1 protein-coding gene is annotated in these 244 nt (G+C 48.8%); it reads right to left on the bottom strand.

Translation table 11 applies throughout. The annotated features are described in order from the left end of the window. Positions 1 to 227, bottom strand: a 227-nt coding sequence (gene yidC, locus P8629_RS12540) for a membrane protein insertase YidC (protein ID WP_278166423.1), incomplete at its 3' end; no start/stop codon positions are given. Positions 228 to 244: the final 17 nt, after the last annotated feature.

The following is a 244-nucleotide window of genomic DNA, read 5'->3' as shown; positions in this document are numbered from 1 at the left end:
CCGTAGTCGACCACCAAGTCTAGATTAGGAGCGATAGCGGCCATGTCATTTTGCAATTTAGGGCCAACCCATAAGGTCGCCGTAAACTGAGTCGCATCACCATCAGCAATAGTTTTGTTTGGCATGCGCACACCAATATCACCAACGTTACCAATCACACGAGAATACAGATTTGTACCAGGTTCATTGCGAGGAATCCATGCGCTAGCAAAGTAATGCTGGATCATCGCTGCCCACCCCTGAC

The sequence above is a fragment of the Hydrogenovibrio sp. 3SP14C1 genome (assembly GCF_029625905.1).
GTDB lineage: Bacteria > Pseudomonadota > Gammaproteobacteria > Thiomicrospirales > Thiomicrospiraceae > Hydrogenovibrio.
The sequence above is the reverse complement of the archived record's forward strand: the minus strand, read 5'-3'. Positions and strand labels throughout refer to the sequence as shown.